General features: G+C 42.0%; 18 protein-coding genes, 1 tRNA gene and 1 pseudogene. 10 read left to right on the top strand and 10 right to left on the bottom strand.

Annotation, left to right across the window (positions count from 1 at the left end; translation table 11 throughout):
• Positions 1-150 precede the first annotated feature (150 nt).
• The 3 genes from AC1XUO_RS23520 (at position 151) to AC1XUO_RS23510 (ending at position 3,158) form a co-directional block, all read left to right on the top strand.
• Complete coding sequence (locus AC1XUO_RS23520; protein WP_483332285.1) at positions 151-687, top strand: nuclear transport factor 2 family protein; 537 nt, start codon at positions 151-153, stop codon at positions 685-687.
• Between the two features lie 179 nt (positions 688-866).
• Positions 867-2,105, top strand: coding sequence for a NupC/NupG family nucleoside CNT transporter (locus AC1XUO_RS23515; protein ID WP_483332284.1), 1,239 nt, complete (start codon positions 867-869; stop codon positions 2,103-2,105).
• Between the two features lie 135 nt (positions 2,106-2,240).
• A complete protein-coding gene (locus tag AC1XUO_RS23510) occupies positions 2,241-3,158 on the top strand; it encodes a YihY/virulence factor BrkB family protein (protein WP_483332283.1) in 918 nt (305 codons plus the stop codon).
• Between the two features lie 119 nt (positions 3,159-3,277).
• Here the strand turns inward: AC1XUO_RS23510 and AC1XUO_RS23505 are convergent, their stop codons facing one another.
• Positions 3,278-3,748 carry a DinB family protein gene (locus AC1XUO_RS23505; RefSeq protein ID WP_483332282.1) on the bottom strand — a complete coding sequence of 157 codons (471 nt, stop codon included), beginning with the start codon at positions 3,746-3,748 and terminating at the stop codon, positions 3,278-3,280.
• Positions 3,749-3,822: 74 nt separating this feature from the next.
• Here AC1XUO_RS23505 and AC1XUO_RS23500 point away from each other — a divergent pair, with 74 nt between their 5' ends.
• Positions 3,823-4,512: an ArsR/SmtB family transcription factor gene (locus tag AC1XUO_RS23500; protein ID WP_483332281.1), complete on the top strand. Its 690-nt coding sequence runs from the start codon at positions 3,823-3,825 to the stop codon at positions 4,510-4,512.
• 98 nt (positions 4,513-4,610) lie between these two features.
• Here AC1XUO_RS23500 and sppA read toward each other — a convergent pair whose 3' ends face one another.
• On the bottom strand, positions 4,611-6,377 hold the full coding sequence (gene sppA, locus AC1XUO_RS23495; protein ID WP_483332280.1) for a signal peptide peptidase SppA: 1,767 nt from the start codon (positions 6,375-6,377) through the stop codon (positions 4,611-4,613).
• 208 nt (positions 6,378-6,585) lie between these two features.
• Between sppA and AC1XUO_RS23490 the strand changes: the two genes are divergently transcribed.
• Both AC1XUO_RS23490 and AC1XUO_RS23485 read left to right on the top strand, forming a co-directional pair.
• The gene (locus AC1XUO_RS23490; RefSeq protein WP_483332279.1) at positions 6,586-7,092 is read left to right on the top strand and encodes a SixA phosphatase family protein; all 507 of its coding nucleotides are present in this window, start codon (positions 6,586-6,588) and stop codon (positions 7,090-7,092) included.
• Positions 7,093-7,094: 2 nt separating this feature from the next.
• Positions 7,095-7,301: a hypothetical protein gene (locus AC1XUO_RS23485; protein ID WP_483332278.1), complete on the top strand. Its 207-nt coding sequence runs from the start codon at positions 7,095-7,097 to the stop codon at positions 7,299-7,301.
• Between the two features lie 11 nt (positions 7,302-7,312).
• Here AC1XUO_RS23485 and xerD read toward each other — a convergent pair whose 3' ends face one another.
• Positions 7,313-8,209, bottom strand: a complete 897-nt coding sequence (xerD, locus tag AC1XUO_RS23480) for a site-specific tyrosine recombinase XerD (RefSeq protein WP_483332277.1) — start codon at positions 8,207-8,209, stop codon at positions 7,313-7,315.
• An 85-nt stretch (positions 8,210-8,294) separates the two neighbouring features.
• On the opposite strand from xerD, the gene aroQ reads away from it, so the two are divergent.
• On the top strand, positions 8,295-8,711 hold the full coding sequence (gene aroQ / locus AC1XUO_RS23475) for a type II 3-dehydroquinate dehydratase (RefSeq protein WP_483332276.1): 417 nt from the start codon (positions 8,295-8,297) through the stop codon (positions 8,709-8,711).
• 2 nt (positions 8,712-8,713) lie between these two features.
• Here the strand turns inward: aroQ and AC1XUO_RS23470 are convergent, their stop codons facing one another.
• On the bottom strand, positions 8,714-11,203 hold the full coding sequence (locus AC1XUO_RS23470) for a M14 family metallopeptidase (protein WP_483332275.1): 2,490 nt from the start codon (positions 11,201-11,203) through the stop codon (positions 8,714-8,716).
• A gap of 260 nt (positions 11,204-11,463) precedes the next feature.
• Between AC1XUO_RS23470 and AC1XUO_RS23465 the strand changes: the two genes are divergently transcribed.
• Both AC1XUO_RS23465 and AC1XUO_RS23460 read left to right on the top strand, forming a co-directional pair.
• Positions 11,464-11,535: transfer RNA gene (locus tag AC1XUO_RS23465), tRNA-Glu, on the top strand.
• Between the two features lie 137 nt (positions 11,536-11,672).
• Entirely contained in the window at positions 11,673-12,884 is a 1,212-nt protein-coding gene (locus tag AC1XUO_RS23460) for a phage integrase SAM-like domain-containing protein (RefSeq protein ID WP_483332274.1), read from the top strand.
• A gap of 109 nt (positions 12,885-12,993) precedes the next feature.
• On the opposite strand, the gene AC1XUO_RS23455 is transcribed toward AC1XUO_RS23460, so the two are convergent.
• The 4 genes from AC1XUO_RS23455 to AC1XUO_RS23440 form a co-directional block, all read right to left on the bottom strand.
• Positions 12,994-13,788, bottom strand: coding sequence for an Abi-alpha family protein (locus AC1XUO_RS23455; RefSeq protein WP_483332273.1), 795 nt, complete (start codon positions 13,786-13,788; stop codon positions 12,994-12,996).
• A 245-nt stretch (positions 13,789-14,033) separates the two neighbouring features.
• Positions 14,034-14,486, bottom strand: coding sequence for a DUF5675 family protein (locus tag AC1XUO_RS23450; protein ID WP_483332272.1), 453 nt, complete (start codon positions 14,484-14,486; stop codon positions 14,034-14,036).
• Positions 14,486-14,953, bottom strand: a complete 468-nt coding sequence (locus AC1XUO_RS23445) for a phage holin family protein (protein WP_483332271.1) — start codon at positions 14,951-14,953, stop codon at positions 14,486-14,488. Before AC1XUO_RS23445 ends, AC1XUO_RS23450 begins: the two co-directional genes overlap by 1 nt.
• Complete coding sequence (locus tag AC1XUO_RS23440) at positions 14,950-15,315, bottom strand: hypothetical protein (protein WP_483332270.1); 366 nt, start codon at positions 15,313-15,315, stop codon at positions 14,950-14,952. Before AC1XUO_RS23440 ends, AC1XUO_RS23445 begins: the two co-directional genes overlap by 4 nt.
• Positions 15,316-15,343: 28 nt before the next feature.
• Between AC1XUO_RS23440 and AC1XUO_RS23435 the strand changes: the two genes are divergently transcribed.
• A complete protein-coding gene (locus AC1XUO_RS23435; protein ID WP_483332269.1) occupies positions 15,344-15,565 on the top strand; it encodes a hypothetical protein in 222 nt (73 codons plus the stop codon).
• Here the strand turns inward: AC1XUO_RS23435 and AC1XUO_RS23430 are convergent.
• Both AC1XUO_RS23430 and AC1XUO_RS23425 read right to left on the bottom strand, forming a co-directional pair.
• The gene (locus AC1XUO_RS23430) at positions 15,517-18,078 is read right to left on the bottom strand and encodes a hypothetical protein (protein WP_483332268.1); all 2,562 of its coding nucleotides are present in this window, start codon (positions 18,076-18,078) and stop codon (positions 15,517-15,519) included. The genes AC1XUO_RS23435 and AC1XUO_RS23430 overlap by 49 nt on opposite strands.
• Positions 18,079-18,150: 72 nt before the next feature.
• Positions 18,151-19,045 (bottom strand): annotated as a pseudogene (locus AC1XUO_RS23425) (hypothetical protein); the annotation flags it as partial.

The following is a 19,045-nucleotide window of genomic DNA, read 5'->3' as shown; positions in this document are numbered from 1 at the left end:
GATATTCGTACGTATATATAAATCAGGTAATTATACTCTATTATAAAGAATATTTTATTTAAATATTTGTAACCTAAATCGAAATGCCGGGGTACTGGCACAAGATTTTTGCAAAATATAAAGAACCAGCAGCTTAACCAGCACACAGCCATGAAAAGGAATATAATTATTTTTATTTTCTTAATCTTAATTGCAACGTCATTCAAGTTAAGATCTAAAACGCCATCAGGAATTCTCAATCCTGATTCGCGGGTTTTTATTGAAAATGTATCTGATAACCAAACGGATAACAAAATTCCGGTAGAAAATCTGGAAGAGCAAATCAGAAGTCTGGAAATGAAGGAAAATGAGGCTTTAAAGAATCTTGACACGACAACGTTATATGCCTTGTGGTCTCCTGATCTGGTTGTAAATACTTGTGAAAACAAAATTCAGACGTTAGCTGATTTAAAAACTAAAATAAGTAATTCCCAGGTTAAGGAAATCCAGGGAGAACGGGTTATTGAGAGAATATCCATCAATGAAAATGTCGCTGTGGTCATGGGGCATGAAATCAGGGAAATTACACAGGAAACGAAGGGTACTTCCAATAGCAGATTTACCGATATGTGGCTGAGAGGTGCAAATGGCTGGAAATTGACTGCACGTCAGACAGCCATTATTAATCAAGCCAGTTCACAACTATAACCCTGATCAATTTTACACTTCATCAACAACCGCCCTTTTAACTATTAGATATTAGGCGAAAAATTTATTGTTTAACAATGATCCGGCAATGGATCAATATCTTATTTTGTGATTCCGGTAACTTCCAATAGATTTGTTTGTTATTTTGCACCTTGGTTTGATGGTAACAAATTATTTTCATGGAAAGATTTACTGGTCTGTTTGGAATTGTATTGATTTTGGGTATTGCCTACGCAATGTCAAACAATCGTAAAGCAATTAATTATCGTACGGTTGGAGTCGGGTTGGGAATTCAGTTTGGGCTGGCAGTATTCATTCTTCGGACAGACACAGGGCAGGCTATTTTTCAATGGCTGGGTGCAAAAGTTCAAAAGTTACTTTCTTTTTCCGATAAGGGTGCTGATTTTGTGTTCGGTACGCTTGTTCGTCCGGAACTGATGGCAAAAGCCTTTGGGCCCGGGAATGATTTTGTTTTCTTTTTTAAGGTTATTCCAACCATAATTTTCGTGGCCGTTCTGGTGAACATGCTTTACCATTTAGGTATTATGCAACGTGTCGTTTCCATTATGGCCAGAGGCGTATATTGGTTGATGGGTGTGAGCGGCGCGGAAGCTGTTTCTAATGTTGCGAGTACGTTCGTAGGCCAGGTTGAGGCGCAGATTATGATTAAGCCTTATTTGAAAAATATGACTAACTCAGAACTTCTTGCTTCGATGACAGGAAGTTTTGCCTGTATTGCAGGGGGCGTTATGGCGGTATATATTTCGCTTGGTGTTCCTGCGCCATACTTAATTGCGGCAAGTTTGATGGCGGCTCCTGGCGCGCTTGTTATCTCAAAAATTGTTTTCCCGGAAACGGAAACTTCCAATACCAAAGGTGCTGTAAAACTTGAAATTCAAAAATCACACGCGAATTTATTGGATGCCATTGCTGCCGGAGCTGGCGAAGGGTTGAAAGTTGGGTTCAATGTTATCGCGATGTTGATCGGGTTTATTGCGCTCGTTGCACTGCTGGATTATTTACTGGGCTTAATCGGAGGTATTTTTGCCTTTCCTCAACTGAGTTTCAACTTTGTTTTGGGGAAAATATTTTCTGTTTTCGCCTGGGCCATGGGTGTTCCAGGGAAAGATATTGAGGCTGCGGGCTCATTAATGGGTACCAAAATGGTAATCAATGAATTCGTTGCATACCTTGATTTGGTAAAAATGAAAGATACTCTGGATCAGAAAACCATTGTAATCACAAGTTTTGCCCTTTGTGGTTTTGCCAATTTCAGTTCGATCGCAATTCAGGTAGGTGGCATAGGGGAGTTGGCTCCAACACGACGGGCTGATTTGGCGCGTCTGGGTTTTAAAGCTTTGATTTGCGGAACTTTGGCGAGTTATATGTCGGCTACTTTGGCTGGATTGTTACTTTGATAAATTTGAGAATCCTGCCTTATATTTAAAGGAAGTCAACTCTCAAAAAGTTGACTTCTTTGCCTTCAGGGTTGGCTGGCATGAATCTTTTTGGTTTCTTAGAGCCAAATTAAATTCTCCTTTAACACACATGTGATGAAACAAATCAAATTTGCCTTCCATTTATTGTCAGAGAGTTTTAGCGAATTCATGAATGACAATGGGATGAAATTAAGTGCAGCGTTGTCTTATTATACGGTTTTCTCACTGGCGCCGATGTTGCTGGTAATCATTTCAATTTTTAGTTTATTTTTTGGAAGGGATGCAATTCAGGGTGAATTGTTCGGACAGATACGCGGCTTGGTGGGCGATAATGCCGCCACACAATTACAGGAAATCCTAAAAAATGCAGAAGTTTCTAATAAATCCGGCGTTGCGGCAGGCATCGGTATTGCAACGTTACTTATTGGTGCAACCGGGGTTTTTGCTGAAATTCAGGATTCGATAAATTATATCTGGTCCATAAAAGCAAAGCCTAAAAAGGGCTGGCTTCAATATTTGAAAAACAGATTGCTGTCTTTTTCCATTATCCTGACGCTGGGTTTTCTGTTACTTGTTTCTCTGGGTGTCAATGCAATGGTGGATTTATTGAGTGCACAGCTTGCACAATATTTCTCCGAAGCTTCTGTGATCCTTTTTTATATCGTCAACCTGGCGATTGTTCTGGCCATCATAACAGCGCTTTTTACCGTCATTTTCAAAGTACTTCCTGATGGATATTTACGCTGGAAGGAATGTCTGGTGGGTGCCGGTTTCACAGCAACTTTATTTCTGATTGGTAAATTTGTGATCACATTTTACATCGGAAAAGCGGACCTTGGTGCGACGTATGGGACTTCGGCGTCCATTGTGATATTGTTGACCTGGGTTTATTACTCTTCAATCATACTCTATTTTGGCGCTGAATTCACGAAGGTTTATGCCAAATTGGATGGCGTGGAAATTGCTCCAAATCAACATGCTGTACTGATCGTGAGAAAAGAAATTGATCAGGAAACCGGCAAAGTTGTTTAGGTTTTATATTACGTTTGTTCACCGGAAAACATTTTTTTGATTCTAGAAACTCTTACATCGGTTGAGAAATGTGCCAATTTATCAGTTGTACTAAATTCTTAAATAATCCCATTTTTCTTTTAATCCCATAATTTAGGTGGCTTAATTCCAATTGTTCGAAGATAACTTAACATTTGTCCCGTGTGAACAGATTCGTGATAAGCGATTCGGTTGAGGTAGTCTCCAAGTGTTTTGCTTTGTCCTACTTCTTTCCTCTCAATACGTATATATTCTAAATCTGATTCATTTAATCCATTAATCATAGCCAGAAATTCCATCCTGTATTTTTCTGAAAATTGTAATTCGTATTCTAGATTTGAGTATTTTAGTCCGTTCCAGGGTGATTGATAATCCCCTAAATCCCCTTGTTGTTCGATAATTCGATGATAAAGATGTTCCCCTTCCAAAACGTGTCTTATCATTTCAATTACCGTGAATGCTGGTTGATCCGGTTTCCAGTCTAGGTATTTATCAGGAATGCCGTTCCATAACTTAATGCTGCGCCTCCTAATTTCGGAGAAGTTCAGTAAAATTATTTCAATTGAATTCATGTGTATTTCTTGTTTTTTATGATTGGTCAAATTTAATACAATGCTTAATTTTATATTTCATTTTAAAATGAACTATGGAGGTTGAAGAAACATTTGTGGGAATTTCTGCTTTGATATGTGAGCCAGTTAGAGCAAAAATGTTGTGGAATTTACTTGATGGAAGGGCATATACTCCAAGCGAGCTAGCAATAGCTGCTGGCGTATCTGCAACTTCGGCAAGTAATCATTTGTCAAAATTACTTGAAGCGAACCTCGTCAAGGTTGAAGTCCAGGGAAGGCACAGGTATTTTTCATTCTCGAGTCCAGACGTCGCATATGTCATTGAGGCATTGGCTAATTTGGCAAGTGATACGATGTCCAAAAAGCGAAGCAAGCAGACTGTAACGAATAAAGTTAGCTATTGTAGAAGCTGCTACGACCATTTGGCTGGATATGTAGGCGTATCTATTGTAGAAGCAATGGAGGCGAAAGGCTGCTTGATAAAGTTTGAAAAGGAATATCTGATCACAGAAAAGGGGTGGAGGCTGTTTAGCCAGATTGGAATTGTAGAAAACGAGTTTAAAAATAATCGTCGCCCGCTGACCCGTCAGTGTCTTGACTGGTCGGAACGAAGACCGCATCTGGCTGGACAGCTAGGGGCAGTTTTTTTTGATAAAGCAATTCAGAGAAATTGGTTTAAGAAAGTTGATTTTTCGCGTGCGTTGATTATTACTTCCAAAGGACGTCAGGAACTATATGAGTTGCTGGGTATTGCTATACAATAAGTAGAGAACCTCAACTGACAAGTGCTGGAAATCAATTTGCAACAAAAAATCCCTGACCGCAATAGCAATCAGGGATTTTTTACTTAAATATTTCCATACTATCTGATAACCAATTCAAAAGGCATTCTTGTTTGCGTACCGCCCATGTTCATTAGTTTTTTGTACATTTTAACGTAAGAAGAGAGATCGCCAAGATTTTTATCCATCACTTTTTCCTCCGAATCATCCATCATTTTTGCAAGTAATTCTTCGAAAGGCTTTTTCTTTTCAGGATAATAACGAACACGGTAATCGCCGTCTTTTAATTTCGCAGCTTTTGCCGCTATTTTAATGGCATCATCAACGCCTCCAAGTTCGTCAACCAATCCGTTTGCTTTCGCCTCAACGCCTGACCAGACACGGCCCTGCGCAAGACTTCTCAGTTTTTCCACAGGCATTTTTCTGCCGGCAGCAGCTTTCGCTGTGAATTTTTCGTAACCTTCATTAACACTTTTCTGAATCATCGATTTCTCAAATTCAGTCATGTCACGTGTTGCGGTCGGCCAATCTGCATGTTCGCTCGTTTTCACTGCATCGAAAGTTACGCCCAGCTTATTATTCATAAAATCTTTTACATTGAAGATCAGTCCGAAAATTCCGATTGAACCTGTGATGGTATTTGGCTGTGCGATAATTTTATCACAACCCATCGCCATGTAATATCCGCCCGAAGCAGCAACGTCCGACATGGAAGCAATAACAGGTTTTTTCTTAGCCGTAAGTTGAATTTCTCTCCACATCACGTCAGATGCCAGTGCGCTTCCGCCGGGAGAATTGATACGGATTACAATCGCCTTGATCTTATCATTATCACGTATTTTTTTCAGTTCTTTCACAAAATCGTCCGAACCGATCGATTCGCTGCTTCCTTCGCCTGAATTAATTTCCCCTTCTGCAACCAAAACAGCCACACGGTTATTAAAATCACCTTCTTCCGGCGCCGCATCAGATTTTATATATTTCTCAACCCCTACATAAGAGATATTTTTATCGGCATCGATACTCAGATCTTTTTTGATAACTGTTTCAAATTCATCCCAGTATCCAAGATTTGTAACCAGTTTATTTTTCAGAGCAGCTTCCGGATTTTCGATGGTAAGTGAATCCGCAAAATTTTTCAATCTGTCAACTGACACACCGCGGGATGCTGAAACGTTTTTCAAAAAATTACCATAAATCGCTCCAATCAACTCGGCAGACTGTTTTTTGCTGGAATCGCTCATGTTTTCCCGGGAGAACATTTCAATAGCGCTTTTGAACGAACCTACACGGAAAACTTCCGGCTTGATTTCCAGTTTATCAAATGTTCCTTTGTAAAAACTATACTCAGCTGACATGCCGTTCCATTCCATTCCGCCAGCTGGATTCAGGTAAATTTTATCCGCAACAGAAGCCAGATAGTATCCTTTTTCAGAGTAGGATTCGCCGTAAGCAACAACAAACTTTTTAGATTTTTTGAATTCTAAAAGCTGGTTTCTGATTTCTTCCAGCGTAGCCCAGCCAGCTGCTGGTCCTTCTGCTTTGAGATAAATTCCTTTTATTTTGCTATCCTTCTGAGCGCTTTTCAAAGCGTCAATAATATCTTTCAAACCGGTTACGTTTTCATTTCCGGCAAATGGACCGCCGATATCTGCCAATGGATTTTCAACGCCAATCTCCTGTATCGGTTTATTGAGATCGAGTTTGAGAACCGATTTATCTTCAACTACTACTTTCTCTTCCGAGGAAAGCTTCGATCCGATGCCGACCAGTATGAATATTGATAAAACGAAGAAGGCAAAAATGCCAACAAGCGTAGCGAGGACATATTTAAAAAACTGTAACATACCGATATATAGCAATTATTTTTGTTCACAGATATTATTCCAACAAAATTAAGTATTTATTGTGCCAGATATGGTATGAAATAATGTTCGAAGGTAATTTTAGTTAAATGAGTGGTGAAATTTCTATGTCAACTATTTTTTCTATTTATTTACTGGCTATCCCTACATTCCCTTTATCAGATTTTTTAATTTTGGAGAAAATATTACAATGAAAAAAACATTGATACTCGTGCGCCATGCCGCAGCCGAAGACCAGAAATTAATGGTTCGGGATTTTGAAAGAGAGTTGTTGGGAAAAGGTAAAACGGATGCGTCGGCGATGGGCAGATGGTTAGCAGGAAAAGGTATCAGTCCTGATTATTTTGTGTCCAGCCCGGCTGCGCGCGCGTATCAGACTGCGGTAATCATAGGCGATCAGTTACATTTTCAGGCAGCAGATATTGTTAAAGTTGACGTTTTGTATGACGGCGGGCCGCGGGGATATCTTGGAGCCGTGAACGCATTGCCAGAATCAAGTAATGTGGTTGCGCTTTTTGGTCACAATCCGGATATTACCTATTTCAGCGAATATCTGTCAGGAAAAGATCTGGATTCTATGTCAAAATGCAGCCTTGTAATCGTCGAATTTGAAAACCAGGAATGGGCTGAGGTTTCTGCCAAAACCGGCAAATTTATTTTATATCAAACACCGAAAGAATTACGGGATTTAAATTAGTGATGGAAGAAAAACCAAACAGGAACCGCCGGATTTTTATCATTGTATTCATACTTTTTGTTTCGATCTTCGTTTATATCAGTTACGATATGGCGAGCAGGACAACGGCACCCTGGAATAAACCAAAACAATTGGAACGGGCTTTGCCTATCAATGCGCCCGAGACTGATACACTTGGCCTGGATTCGTTGCTGAGGGAAGTTAAGTAACCGAAAGTTTATTATTTTCTTGGGTGGAATTCTGTGATTATTTGTCTCAGATAGTCACGGTCAAGGTGCGTATATATTTCAGTGGTAGTAATCGACTCATGTCCGAGCATTTCCTGAACAGCACGCAAACTAGCGCCTCCCTCAATGAGGTGGGTCGCGAATGAATGCCGGAAGGTGTGCGGACTAACGTTTTTGGCGATTCCGGCTTTTTCTGCTGCATCTTTTATAATCAGAAAAACCATAACCCGGGAAAGCTGTCCGCCGCGACGATTTAGAAAAACGATGTCTTCACTTTCTTTTTTTATTACAACTTCGCTACGTACATGTTCCATATAGAGCTGTGTATATTTGATCGCTTCTTTCCCGATCGGAACCAGCCTGACTTTGTCTCCTTTTCCTAAAATTTGAATGAAGCCGATGTCGAAATGACATAAGGTTAATTGCAAGCCAACGAGCTCAGAAACCCGCAAACCGGAACTGTATAATACCTCAATAATGGCTCGGTTTCGGGTGCCTTCCGGCGTAGAATGGTCGATAGATTGTAAAATTAGCTCTATTTCTTCATACGAAAGTACATCTGGGAGTTTCCGCGGAAGGCGTGGCGCTTCGATTAATTCTGTCGGATCTTCTGTGATTTCATTTTCCAGTATCAGATATTTATAAAACGCTTTGATACCCGAAAGCATCCTGGCCTGGGTATGCGCCGACAGCCCCAGTTCAGATAAATATTTCAAAAACGCCAGTAAATGTTCTTCTTTGATATCAACCGGCGATAGGTTTATTGCCGCTAATTCAAGATATTCAGCAAGTTTTTCTGTGTCGCGAATGTAGGCCTGCACTGAATTGTCTGAAAATGACCTTTCCAGCCGCAGGTAATTTTTAAAATGTTTGATGTAGCTTTGCCACATAATTGTCGTGAATAATTCCCTGGTGAGTGAATGTTTTAGTTCACAAATTGTTTAATCTGTAAATGTAAGGCCCGAATCCTGTTGTATGAAAAAAATATTAATTCTTAACGGTCCGAATCTTAATCTTTTGGGTACGCGGGAACCAACTGTTTATGGAAAACAGACTTTTGAAGACTATTTTAAGACGTTAAAAAACGATTTCCCCAAAGTGCAGCTGCATTATTACCAGTCCAACCACGAAGGCGATTTAATTGACAAGATCCATGAAGTAGGTTTTTCTTTCGATGGAATTATTGTGAATGCAGGTGGATATTCTCATACATCGGTTGCCCTGGCCGACGCATTATCCGCTGTGACTACCCCGGCTGTGGAGGTGCATATTTCCAACATTCATGCCCGGGAAAAATTCCGTCACCACAGTTTTCTGACAGACCGCTGCAAAGGAATGATCTGCGGTTTGGGATTAAAAGGGTATGAAATGGCAGTTAGGTATTTCCTGTAAAATTATCGGAAAACGGCATTGCTGAAAAGTATTTTGCCATTGTACAACATTCCGCGGAAAAGCGGGTCGTCCATCAGGTAGGTGACCTCGCCCTGGCCCATTTGCTGGACGCCCATAATCAGCGTGTTTTTTAGCTTTTCAGTCGCCTTGTTTCCGACAAACCCAGCCCTATAACCGGTTTCTGAAAGGTAACCGACGTTCCATCCTTCTGTCAGATAATCTATACCGTAAGCATTTCTGACTATACTGAAATATTCCTTGCCGCAACCAAAAGCGAGCGGGTGGGAGGTATCCATCGTAACCTGATACATGCTTCCCGGCGACGCATAACTGCTTTCATCACGTTCCTTATTCCCGAACTTTCTGAATAAATCTGTATTCTTCTTCGTGCCGGAAATTTTTCTGGAAATATCAAAACCCGGTTTGTTCAAAAACGCCTCGTTTGCATTTTCCATAACAATCAGTCTTCCGCCTTTTTTAATCCAGTCCTGCAAATTGGTAAGCAATTTGTCGTTCAGAATTCCGGAATAATTTCCATCGGGTAAAATCAGCACATCAACCTGATCCCAGGGGAGTTGTGCGAGTTTTCCGGGAGAAACCAAAGTCAGCGGATACTTAATCTGCTGTTCGAAAAAATGCCAGACGGCTCCCATGGAAGTTGTCGAAATTCCTTCGCCATAAAGCGTCACGATTTTCGGCGGTGTTATGGAAACCACTTCATCAGAGCCATAGTCGACGCCGGAGGTTACTGAACCTGTCGATGTTGGAAATAATTTCACGTGATTTTTGGTAGCAAGCGCCGTAACGAGACTGTCAAAATTGGACAGATTATTTCCTTTTTGCGTAATGATCAGAGTGCCAGCTTCAAAGGAATTTTTGTTTGCTTCAAACGCAACATTGGAAGTACGGACCAGAATTTTATTTTTCAATAATTCAGAAAGAAAAACAGCGTCAGCCACGCTGTTCCATCGTGCCAGATAGGCGTAAGGTTTTACAGCAGAGAGATTGTTTTCAATTTTTTCAGGCTGATAGGCAGAAAGCGTCAGTTTTTCCTTTAAACCATACGCTTTCAAACCGTACAAATAGGAGAGTCCCCAGCTGGTGATATCATAAGTAATCGAGTCTTCCAGAACCGGTTGCGCTTCAAAAAGTATTTTAAGTAAATTCGATTTTGGCTGATAAGCACTGATCATTAGATCATTTGTTTCCGCTTTGATATTTTGTTCGGACTGGTTTGTCAGTTCGGTGCCTTTCAGCGTCATATTTTTTCCTGCAATTCCAAATTCAAAACCCTGTTTGGTCAGCCATGCACTGAACGCCCTCACGCGTTCCTCATTCCCCTGGGATTTGATCAGGTATGTTTTATAACTGCCAATTGGTTTTTGTGTCGCATTGTCATAAAAGCTGATGAACTCGCTGACGATTTTTTCTTTCTGTGAAGAAATGGTTTCCAACGTAGCAAGGCTGGTGATGTAATGATGTTCGATCCGGCTTTTTAGCGTCAAGGTATCGTTTTGGTCAGGACGAGAAAGTGCCAGACCTGCGCGACTGCCTCCGCCTTGCTCATAGGTAATCCCGATTGCACCGTTATAAGTTGGCCAGGTATCGCCATAACTTGGATAAAAAAGGTCGTAGTCTTTTTTGGAGAAGTACGTCCAGTTTCTCTGGTCAAAGTATTTTCTGCAATTAGCACCCAGAATTTCATTAAATTCTCTTTGCCATTTGGTGATATCCTGGTGATAAGGCTTTGCAGCCGGCGGGAAGTAATAACTTCGCGCAGAGCCCATTTCGTGAAAATCTGCGTGTAAATGCGGCATCCATTGGTTGTAAAAAGCAACACGTTCCTGTGTTTCTTTCTGCGTTTGCCACGCCCAGTCCCTGTTCAGATCGAATAGATAATGATTAAAACGTCCTCCCGGCCAGGGTTCGTCATGTTCCAAGGCAAAAGGCGTCACGTCGGGCACAGCATTCTGAACGCGATTATACCAGGAAACGTAGCGCTCACGGCCATCGGGGTTGCTGCAAGGATCGAGCATGACAATTGTATTTTTTAAAACGTCCTGTGTTGCGCTATTGTTTTTGTTCAATAATTCATAAATCACTTTCATAGCCGTCTCCGAAGAAACTGCCTCGTTGCCGTGAATGTTATAACCAAGCCAGGCGATCGCGGGCGTTATTCCATAAGCATTGCCGCTAGCCAACTTTATGCTTTTTAAATGATTGCTGCGTATGTCATCCAGACGGGCAAGATTTTCAGGGGATGCCACAATCGCGACCATCAACGGCCTGCCTTCATAGGTGCTCCCGTACTGAATAAGTTTTACGCGATCCGGATTCTGGGCGGCAATTGTTTTATAATAATCCAGAATCTGGTGGTGGAAAGTAAATTTATTGCCCAGCGGATAACCCAGAAATTGCTCGGGCGTTTTGTTTTGGGCATTGACGTTAAGAATGACAAATGTGAGTACCAGGCCGTATATATATCGGATCATAAATGTGCTGAATAGGAGAATGGAATTTTGCCTGTCCAAATTTAAAAAGTTAAGTGAATTTAACATCAGGTAATAATAATGAAAAAAAAGTTTTCATTTTAAATCACTGATAATAAAGGAACTAAAAATTATTTTAAAATTATTTTTATCTGAGATTTGGAATTGAAAAATCAACCGTGCATATTTGCACCACGATAACGGAAACGGAGTCGGAAAAAGAAAGAAAAGTGCTTTAATTTAAGCGAAGTAGGAGACCAGTCGGCCCATTCGTCTAGCGGTTAGGACACGACCCTTTCACGGTTGAAACAGGGGTTCGATTCCCCTATGGGTCACAAATGCGTGCCCCGGCACCTTTGTGAAATTGAAAAAAGCGCCTTAATTTTATATTAAGGCGCTTTTTTTGTTTCTTGCCGTCGTACGAAATCGTGCAGTATCGGCAAAAGTTTCAGGGATTGTTTCAGGGACACACATGAGTAACATAACATTTCACACAGAGCTGGATAACTATAAAAAAAAAGATGGTACTTCTAACATCCAGATTCGAGTTACCCAGCATAGGAAAGCAAAACGCATAACAATTGGCGTATCAATTCTCCCCGAACATTGGAATCCTGAAAAAGGAGAAGTTCGCAAATCCAATCCCAAATACCGGCAGATCAACTCAATAATCAGATCCAAAATATTGGAGTTGGAGCGGTCATACCTTGATTCTGAAATCATGAACAAAACCGTGACGGTTGATACGTTGACGGCCAAATTGAAAAGGGAAATAACAGGGGATAGCTTTCTGGATTTTGCTGACGAAAGGATTAAAAAAATGGTTTCACCTTCGACGCGAAAGGCTCAAACATCCGTGATAAAGAAATTGAGAGAATACCAGGGCGCGCGTGACCTCACCTTTTTGGAAATAAATTATGAATACCTGATCAATTACGAACGACACCTGAGAAGGCTTAAAAATGGCGTAAATACGATTCATGCGAATATGAAGAATATCAAAGCCATCTATAACGAGGCCTTAAATTCAGGTTACTTCACTCCTGAAAATGGCTCTCCCTGGAAAGTCTATAAGCCTAAAAAGGAAAAATCTAAACGACATAAGCTATCAGAGGCGCAAATTGTGCTAATTGAAAAGCTCGAAATTAGGCCGGGGATCAACGAATGGCATAGTAGGAATATATTTCTCTTGTCATTTTACCTGCAAGGCATGAGAACGGCCGATATCTTGCAACTTCAATGGTTGCAGATTAAAGTAGACAGGGTAGAATACATTGCCGGAAAAACTGGAAAATACAGGTCAAAGAAAATGATTTCAAAGGCAAAGGAAATCGTTGCTCATTACCAATACAACGGATTGCGACCTTCCGACTATGTTTTTCCTTTCCTAAAAGGAAAGAGTAGAAAACAATTTACAGAAGATGGTTGGCTTGGTGTTATAACTTCTGCGAATGCTTTAATAAATGGCCATTTAAAAACGATCGCTGAAAAAATAGGTGTCAGTAATATTAGTATGCATGTTGCTAGGCACAGCTTTGCAGATATTGCAAAGAGAAAAACGGGAAATGTTTTTGCCGTTTCTGATGCGCTTGATCATAGTTCTGTTTCGGTTACAGAAGATTATTTCAGTGCGGCAAGCAGAGCAGAAAATGACGATTTGGTGGATTCTGTATATGGAATATAGAAACAAGATGTTTAATTCTATTAATATTTCACTAAAAATCACTTTGTTGTTTTTAGTGAAATATTAATAGAATTACGAATAAGTGATGTCAGTCAAATGCTATCTAAATTTAAGATTCAATATCCCGCATACAAGCTCGTGCGAAGGTGGCACCAAATTCTGAAAGATACATGACTCCTCTCTCATAACTTATCGCTTCTAAAATACAGCCTTCATATGCCTTAGGAATTTCGACATCATATTGACGTTGTAATCCATCGAAATTTGCATCATCCATGGTTTTGTCCGTTGTAAACTCAAATATTTTAAGCCTGAGTAAGTTTTCCATGTACAAATCAATGTTTTCAGGAATTTCTAATTCTATTGAAAATTCAAGTCCACATCTTAATGTCTTCACGGCAGTAAAAGAGTTTCCATCTCTGGTATAGGGCATCATTATAGAAAAGGCAGGATATGCGGATGATATCTTTATTTCAGACAAAATTTTGGCCTCATCGGGAGATAGATTCTCTAATATATAAGAAAATGATGGGTGCACCAATGGCAAAGTTTTTGCAAAAGATGCTTTTGTAAGCAGGTTTATAAATCCTTCCGACAATTCCTTATGTGTAATAATGGCCAATTTTTCTATGATAGGTATGCTTACCATATCTGGAACTTCAATAACAGCGTCTTGTACTGCATTTAATTTGTTTTGGTATCGAATAAGATTGTCCTTGAGATATAGGGCCCTGCGACCATTAATCCAAGAGAATGGAAATAGCATGGTGTTTGAAAAATCGATTACTGTTGCAAGTGCTTCTCCGGCCTTTCGAAAACTCGGTTGCAATAAATCTTCATAAACTTTATCTATCGGAATTTTATCTAATGCTTTCTCGGCAATAACTGGCCATGACGGATCCATAATTTGTCGTTTAGAGGTTGATTTTCCGATAATTTAAAAAGTTGCACTTATATTTCAAAATGAGATACCATAACAAACTGATTTTAAATATTTTAATCAAAAGTCTATCATTTTTACACTCTAAAAGTCTGCACTTCTCGCCCGCCCTTTAATAAATAGGAAATCTCACTATGTAATATATAAGTATAAATTAAAACCCCTTCGAACAAAGGTTCAAAGGGGTTTCGTTAAATAAAATATTTGTCTTAATAGGCCCTTACAATCTCACACCAAACCGTTTCCCCTTTTTTAATCGCATCCGCAATTTTAGTTTGCAGATACTGGCAAGCTGTGCGGCTGGTACCTACCATAAAATCCTGCTCCTCTTTCCAGTACGTTTTACCAGGCAATAAACAGCCTTCCGTATCAACATGCCTGTTACCTGGATGTATCCGGATCCCTGCAAAGCCAGGTACGTTTACCAGTATGGGTAATAACCTTTTAAATCTGTTGGAATAGGTGATCTCAACCTGGTAGCGGCCGGTGGGGATGGCCGTTCTGCCATAAATCTTTTCATTTTTAATTTGGTCCGGATGCATATCAGATCTTAGGCCTCTGTCGCGGTCCTCTAAAATAAAATGATGCGCTTTGCCGTCTACAACGACAGACGAAAGGGTGCTATTCACGCCACGCCAGCGCCTTGTTACAATGATTTCCATTATATTAAGTCTTTAAATTCGCCCGATTCGTCAAACTTTTTTAATCTGGCCAGGAGCTTTTTGTTGAGTAAGTCCGGACGAATTTCCCCGATATTTTCACAGATCGAAATCGCTTCCCGGACCATGATGGTACAGAAAATCAGGTCATCTACCCAATTAAAAAGTCCGGTTGCCGTCCCGGAAATTGTGAAGCTGATTAGAACGTGTGAGGTGATCAGGATCCCACCGTAAATCAGGATCTTTTCGAATAGCCTGGCATAGGCTCGGGATTCCAAAGTTTTCTTTTTCCACGCATTGTAAGTGCCCAAAACTGTATCGACAAGAATGATGACGATCAAAAAAAGGACAAACTGCCAGTCTGAAAAAATGTAGGTGTCGAAAACTGTTTTGATGCCTGCGAAGGCGGCCGATACGGCTAAAAAGTGCTTGTCTGAGATGTTTGCAAACATCGAATTAAGTGTTTTCATAATTTAAGAATGATTAAAGTGCCCAACGCCCCCATGCCCGCGCCCGTCCAAAACTTGCGGTTGCCTTTCTGCCTGATTGCTTCCATCTGAATTTTGAAAGCTCTCGCGGCCAGTGCTGCGTATTTGTCTTTCAAATCGTTTTGGATCCTGAGCGCAAGGTTTTCCTGGATCAAATGTTTGTTTTCCAGTTGGAGGTTGTAGGCCAGTGGTTTAAGGTATTCGTAGCGGATAGCGCTGTCCAGTATTGCCTGATCGTATCTTTTCCGTAAGATCTCGGCTGTACTTTGCGCGTAGGCTGTCCCACAAAGCAGAATCAGCCATAGCGGCAGCATATTTTTGAAAAGACATACCGACTTTCTCATGATAGAATTGGGCTGAATCGCGGTGTTTTTGTTCCAGTTCGGAGTATTGAAAGATGCTATCCCTGATAATTTCGCGGTCAATTTCTATCTGAATCAGGGTGGCCTGGTCGCCATTCAGTTTACGGTGAGACAAACCTTTTGTGATGAAGTACCCCAAAACAAGGCAGGCCAGAATCAGGATGCCGGCGCCGACGTTCTTTTTCATAAATCCTGGATTTTGGCGTGGATACCATTGCCTGCTACCTGCTGACTGACAGCTTTGCAGTTCGGGAAAATGACATCGATTGTATGCAGGCGATTGTCAGCAAAGGTGTTCAGATAAAACCATGCTATTTTGCCGTCTTTGCGTATGGAATACACAAAACCGCGCTGCTCAAAATAGGCGTCTACAATGTCGTCAGCGTAGGCATTTTGAGGTTTTACCCAGTCGCCACCATCAATCCTGAATTCAAGATATTGGGTTTCGCCATCTTCACATTTGCCCCAACTATCCGCCCAAAGCTGCAAGCCAAAACGTGAAAGGTCGGTACTTGCATTGTAGCCAAAATAATAATTGTTGGTTCCGGTTTTGTGCGGGAAACCGTGTATGTCTGTCGGCGAATTTGAGCCGTTGGGATACCAGGCACCTGTCGCCCATTCCTGACTAAAATCTCTTGTCGTAATCTTTGCACCACCGCCCCACTCAACAAATACTTTTCCGTAGACCTGGCTTAAAAAGGCATAGGAAATCAGAGAATTCGGGTCAATAGGGATTTTCTCGTTGTTGTACCATTTGCCGTCCGGATAATGGTATTCAACATAATTGTTCGGCTTCCACTCGTGAACGCCGGCCGGAAAAATTCCGCCGTCATAGCCTAATGCTTTAAAGACATGTAGCTTAAAAATGGCGTCGTAAACAGATCCGTTCTGGATGTCGGGCGCGCTAAGATAAACCGCTTCTACAATCAGGTTGGTGCTCGAAAGCGTCCCGCCAGGGCTGAAATTGGTACGCGGCATTTCTGCCGGTGTCTTGCGCAAAAGTGCTTTAAGATCCTTCCGGTCGCTTTGCCCTAAATGGTAGGCAGACGGCCAGAACATAAAGTAATTATGGCATCGGTAGGACTTTATACCCTTGCTGTCAAACTTGGCAAATTGCAGTTCGCCAATCGTTTTATAGAAATCAAACCAGAAAGGTTTATCGGCCGGCATGAAGACGTTGCCTTCCATCGTCTCACCGATCCAAAGGTTATCTATCCAAGTATAGCGTTTTGCCTGTTGGATGGCCCATTCCTTGGTAGGAACTCCCTTTTGCCAGTAGCGGGTATTGTAGCCGTCTACCCATTTGTCAACACCATTGTCACCAAGTTCAAAAATAGAAACCATGGTCGGCACGTCATTGTAGGTAATGCCCTGGTCTTTCAACTGCATGGCCAGGGATTCGTCACCGCCTGGCCGCGGGATCTGGTGGTGGCTTATGTGGGTGATTCCTTTTTTCATCACCTGGTCCATGCTCCATTCTCCGCGGTTCAAAAAGAAAACACGCCCTTTACTCAGTTTCAGGTCGGGCATGATGTCCGCCCATTGGGGAGCCTGCAAACTCGGGTCGTAATTTTGCGGAATATGGTTTAAGAAACCGGCCTTTTCCTGCGGTCCCTGGAACACTCCGGTTTGAAGTCCGGCCGTAACGTTTGGGTAAAAGGATTGTCCGGCCAGGTGATCATAATATCCGCCTCCTTCTGGCTTATCAGACCATTTATTCAATGTTTCCAGGCCTTTCTTTGTCTGGAATTTAATCACTCGAAGGGGATTGTGCCCAGCAAAAACGTAGTCTTTCAGGGGCGTGGATTGTTTGATCAGATCCGCGTTGATCATGTAGCGATATTCATACCCATCCGCAAGCGGCGGACTGGCTAAGTCATTCAAAAGATTGACATTCCCCGATTTGGTGACGGTCAGCTTTAAGTGATCGTCATGCCCTTTTGTAACAATACTATAATTATAGTTTCCCGGATCAGTTGCCGGTGGATCCACCACAACGGGCGGGACAATAACACCGGTACCCTTGTCTTTGATCGTAAAAGATTTGACAAACGGATCCCATTTACAACTGACCGGCGTAAGACGGATCAGGTATTCACCAGGTTTTTGGGTACCATATTTGAAATAAAGGGTGTTGCTTTGCGGATTATAGCTTGCCGATTTAATGGAATTAGACGGATCAGAAAGCAATGTTAAAGTAAGGGCCGTTAAATTTTTGGCATCAAAAACGACGGTTGCGCCTTCAAGGTCAGGCACAATGCTGGTAATGGTCGGTTTTTTTTCGCAGTCTTTTAAAACCGATCCGGTTTCACCCGGGATGGTGAAGGGATACGTAAAAATTTCAGAGCTGCAAGAGGATCCGCGGAATGTCAGGGTGTAGCTGCCAGGCGGCAACGGGTTAAACAGGATCCGTGGTTTGTTGTCATCAGGTTTTGCGTCACCGTAACGAACCTCTTTTCCTGACGCGTCCAGGATAGCCCACTTGATCCGGGCCACGTCGATACCGTGAAATTCGCCGTTCAGACCGGTAGCTGAAACGTTGGAAACGCCCTTTAATTCCGGACCGGCTTTGCAAGGGTTAACCGCTGGCGGCTGCTCACCTGCTACCGCTTTCCGGATTTGATCGATCACCCATTGTTTCCCGGCGATACTATCGGGGAGTGTGACGTCAACATTGATTTTCTGGGCAAAGCTGGCCATGCTTGTAAGCATGACCAACAGCCAGATAGAAACATGTTTTTTCATGACTAACAGATTTAATTTACAGTTTTGAAAATCAAATCTGTTAGCTATGCGGGTTTTAGAGTAGGACGGTATTTAGCGTTTAAATACTTCCAGTATTGAAACATTGGACAGGGGCAAACTAGCCTTTATGGACTGTACGAAGTAGTCCACCCCGCGGATATGAACCGCCATTTCGCTGGCGCCTTGCCGGTGAAAATCTAACCTGGCCAGCTCAGAAGAATTGAGCTGAACACTGGGTGATGCTGGAAAAGTGCTACCCCTGAAATTTTCATAACGCTTCCAGAACTTGTTTCGCAAATTGTTGGATCCATGGAAAGAAAGACGCGTGCTGCCATACTCGCTTTTGGCTGTTGGGACACCCGCAATCAGGCCGTGCCAGTACAAAAGACGGGGCTTGAATTTCTTTTCCATCTGTCCGGTAAGGCTGGTAATCCCGTTTTGTTCGGTAATCGGTAAACCGGTTGCTGTATCCATTTTCAGGGTTGAGAACTTCCCTTTAAGCGTGAAAAGGGTTTCGTCATTGTAAAGCTCAGAGGTATACTTTTCAAATTCGGACGGTACTGTTTTCATTAATCCGTCGTCCGTGTCCAGCTCCCAGTCCAATTCCAGACGGCGGTCTAAAATGTTGCCTGGCAGGATTAGCGGGATTGTCCTTTCTGTGACGTCCATAGCGGTCGGAATGGCCAGACGGCTTTCAGTGTAATGCATGGTGATCACCCGGCGCTGCACATCGAAAAAGCTGGTCACCCCAAAAGGAGGAAGTTTTAAAGCAAGAAACAACATCCGGACAGAAAGATCTGACGGCATGTGATTTCTGTAATCCATCACCGTGGCTGGCACTCCTGGCGCGCCATCCAGGGAAAATGTATTGTAGAGTAGGAGGCGCTGGGCGGCTGGGTCGTCCATGAATTCGCCTTGTACGCGGAAACCGCAAATTTCTCCCAGTTTTCGAAGCACCCAGTGAAGG

The organism is Dyadobacter sp. HNCC25DJ186, assembly GCF_056895235.1.
This window is presented reverse-complemented; position numbering and strand designations above follow the sequence as displayed.